Raw genomic sequence first — 3483 nt, 5'->3', positions numbered from 1 at the left:
TGATCAGGCCAAAAGCCCGGTCGTTTACAATTAGGGCAACAACATTGTAAACGCGCAAACAAATTTTCAGTCGCTTGGGAGATTCTGTTCAAACGCTCAGGGCAGTGCATGGCACGTAAATCATATTCAACAACAACTGCTTCAGAGTATCTAACTTGGCATTCTTGAAATGCAGCTTGGATATTATCTTTGCCATGCACACCTTTAAATAAGGTATCGGCTGGCCGTGATTGAGGATACAGTATTAACGCCTGACCCTTGGGAATATCTTCAATAAACTCGGATAGTTTGTCAGATGACTTAAGTACACGTTGCTGATGAAACGATGGCCCGTGGGCAATGCCGGTTACTTGCCAGTTGTTGTCTATATCAACACAGGTAAGTAATTCCTGATTCCAAGGTAGCAAGCCTCCATAAGGCCCTGCATCAAAGGAGCCTTCGCTGCCTAAGCCAATGGATAAACCGGTTAATTCACAGGCCAATCGCGCCTTATATTCCGCGCAGCCAGAGGCCGTTAGGGTGCGTGGGGTTTCTCCACTAAAAGTGCCAAGTTGATCGGTATCAAAGGCATCGCTTGTGTGCAGTCGCCAGTTTAATTTGTTTTGCAAAATAGGGGCAATAACGCGTCCTTTGCCGTGTCGAGTAAGCAGCGCAACCACGCGAGGCACAGAGGAATGTGGCATTAAATATTGCCCCTATATTTTTCGATTCCAAACAGATATATGTGATCATACATAGTGCCACACTCCTTGCAGCAAGCGCGCTATTTTGCCACGTTGTGGTTGCCATGCAAAAAGATACAGCCATTGATTATCAATCAATTGGCGCACGCTTTCATGGCGCTCAACAAGGGTTTGAATCGCCTCTTGTGGCGCATCGATGACAACACTAAGGCGCAAGGGTTGGTGCATCCATTGCTGGCCATTATGCAGGGATTGCATGGGTAAGCCGACCCTGAGATCACCGCCATTTCCCTCAAATACACCCAAGTGACCCGCTACCACGTTATGCAAGGTTTTATCGCCAGAGCCGTATAGATAGTTATCAGTCACCGAGGCGTAATATTGAAAGTTAATCCAGTGGGTCACGATCATCGGTGCTGTCAAGATCAACTCTAAGGTGCGAAAACCCGTGTCAGTGTGCCAATCGTAATCATGTAAAAAACTTCGACCTTGCAAGTTGCAGTGTCTGGTATGTTGGCGCTTAGCCACAATAAAACTGGCGTTATTGGCTAAACCCCATTCGGGTCGTAGTTCAGCCCAATCACGGCTGCGCTGCTCTGGTTGAGCATTAATGCTAAACCGGCGAGCGCGTTCAATACGCGTTTGCTGTGACGCACGTTTCAACCATTGCTGGTACTCGTTTGGCAGTACATCGGCATAACTGCATAAGGTAATGTCATCAGTGGTGGTATTGTGCAAAGCGGCAATAAATTGCGTTGTATCTGCAAGGGGCAAACCTTGCTGAGCTAAACCTGCACGTACTTCAGTATCATTTAATATATTGGCTAATACTCGAACATTTACTTCGCCAGTTTGTCCACAGCAGGCGCCACAGTCTAACGCCGCCTGCATATGGTTGTTACAACTTTGACTGCCGTGACCAACCAACAAAACGAAAGGCGCGATGTGTGTGGTCAGACCCATGGCGGTTAACACAGAGTGGGCGAGACTAACTTTATCAGCCGTGGTGAGTGGCACTCCTTGTTTGTACAGTTGCCACTGCGTGTCATTAACACTGTCGTTTATTGGATGGCTTGCCTTACCTGCAAACCAGGTGTTTTTGATCATTTTAAGACCGTACAACCACCCACTGGCCTCAACAGCATTAAACATGGACACGGATGAAGATGAAAAGGTATCCCAGGACTGCGCTACGCCACGACTAAAACCCTTATTTGCTTTGGCTTGTCTGACTTCAATACTGGGGGTGAGTAAACCAGGCATTTGAGGTCGTTGATAGCTGTTTGCGTTTGGAGAAAAAGACAATGGCAAACCAAAAAAGCCAGCAAAACCGAGAGTTTGAATATCAGGATGCTGAGCTTCAAGGGCCCGCCGATAGATCTCTGAACGCACATCGATACAAAATGCTGCTTGCATAACAGGGCTTAAAATTTGCCTTTGCTTTTCATCGTCTCGCTGTCGCAAGTTTGCAAATAAGCTGTGCTGATAGGCTATTTCTGCCGCCCGTTGCCAAATCCAAAGGATTTCTTGTTGTGATTTTACATGGTCTACCAGCAGAGGAAGAACAACAAATTGCTAATGCCAGCGCTGAATTAATACTCGGTGTTGCGTCGCTTCTTGCTGGGTAATATAGCGATACAACACCCATTCCCAGGCCATTCTGATAGCGAAGAATTGCCATAATTGATGTGTTCAAGTGCAACATCGGATTTTAGCCATTGCTGATGGGCGGCCGAAGATGCTCAGCCACTAATATCAAGTAACTTGGCATGGGCAAAATCGGTTTGATAGCCTGCCGCAATCTCGAGTTCGTCTAAGGTCATGGCTAAAATTTGCTGTGGGTCGTGAGGTAACTCAGCAAAGATTTTACTGAGCTTTGGGGCAGCCATAACAATACTGATACCCTTGTCGTGGATCACTTGTTGCCACCAATACTCGTATAAACCTTGCTGTGGCCCGTCGCCTTGTTCCATTAATAAGGCATAGCTTGCGACGGTTTGCGAAATCTGGTGAATAATTTCATCATGCCAGCTGATCTGGCGCTGTGGATTGCGCTGTAAATCAAGTAATCGACTAAAAGCTAAAAACTCGTGTTTGTCATTCTCAGCCTCTAAATAGGCTAAGGCATCGTCCTGCTGAATGTTCAGATTCGATTCTGCAATAGCTTGAGCGAGTTGGGCAGGTTTAATTTGCTGTTGCCACTGAGCCAAAAAGTATGATCTTGGCATAATGCACTTAGCACCGGCTAGCACATTCAGATTAGCGCTCACCTCGCTAATGGGCTGATGGTGCATGAGCCACCAAGGATTGACCGCGATCCAATTGTCTAAAGGCCAACTTGGCGCAATTTTTTGACAGCCTAATTGCAAACGCGCAATTTGCGCGCTACTCAATACTGATGTTTGGTGGGCGACATGGCTCATTTAGATCTCTCCTGTGTATAAGGGGTAGTGCTAACAACATGTTTTTTGGGGAGCTGTGTAGGCCAAATAGCCAAAGTAAGACGAGTTGACCATTCATCTAAATAAAAGCCTGCATATAACCAGCGATAAACACGCTGGCTAAGAGGGCGTTTTGCTGCCAATTTAAGTAACCAGTACACACTGCCCATGATGATAAACAGCAACGAAACCCAAACCAGTTGCCCCATGCTTAAATCGACGGGCGCAGCGCTGATAAAGTGATTGATAGCCATTTGTTGCACCACATAAAAAACAGCAAAAACGCTCGCACTCAGCGGAATACTTAAGTACCAATAGGCCGTTTTGAATAGGTGACTAAACAGTAGCGAGAACATAAT

The 3483-nt window shown here is 46.4% G+C and carries 3 protein-coding genes and 1 pseudogene; all 4 read right to left on the bottom strand.

Annotated features, from left to right (window positions below; all coding sequences use genetic code 11):
- On the bottom strand, positions 1–683 hold a 683-nt coding region (locus tag NWQ57_RS09580), incomplete at its 3' end, for a DUF6671 family protein (RefSeq protein ID WP_306021926.1).
- A 45-nt stretch (positions 684–728) separates the two neighbouring features.
- Positions 729–2177: a putative inorganic carbon transporter subunit DabA gene (locus tag NWQ57_RS09575; RefSeq protein ID WP_306021927.1), complete on the bottom strand. Its 1449-nt coding sequence runs from the start codon at positions 2175–2177 to the stop codon at positions 729–731.
- 248 nt (positions 2178–2425) lie between these two features.
- A complete protein-coding gene (locus tag NWQ57_RS09570) occupies positions 2426–3106 on the bottom strand; it encodes a putative inorganic carbon transporter subunit DabA (protein WP_306021925.1) in 681 nt (226 codons plus the stop codon).
- Positions 3103–3483, bottom strand: a pseudogene (locus NWQ57_RS09565) (hypothetical protein); the annotation flags it as partial. The gene NWQ57_RS09570 and the pseudogene NWQ57_RS09565, both read right to left, overlap by 4 nt.

The organism is Paraglaciecola sp., assembly GCF_030730205.1.
GTDB lineage: Bacteria > Pseudomonadota > Gammaproteobacteria > Enterobacterales > Alteromonadaceae > Paraglaciecola.
This window is presented reverse-complemented; position numbering and strand designations above follow the sequence as displayed.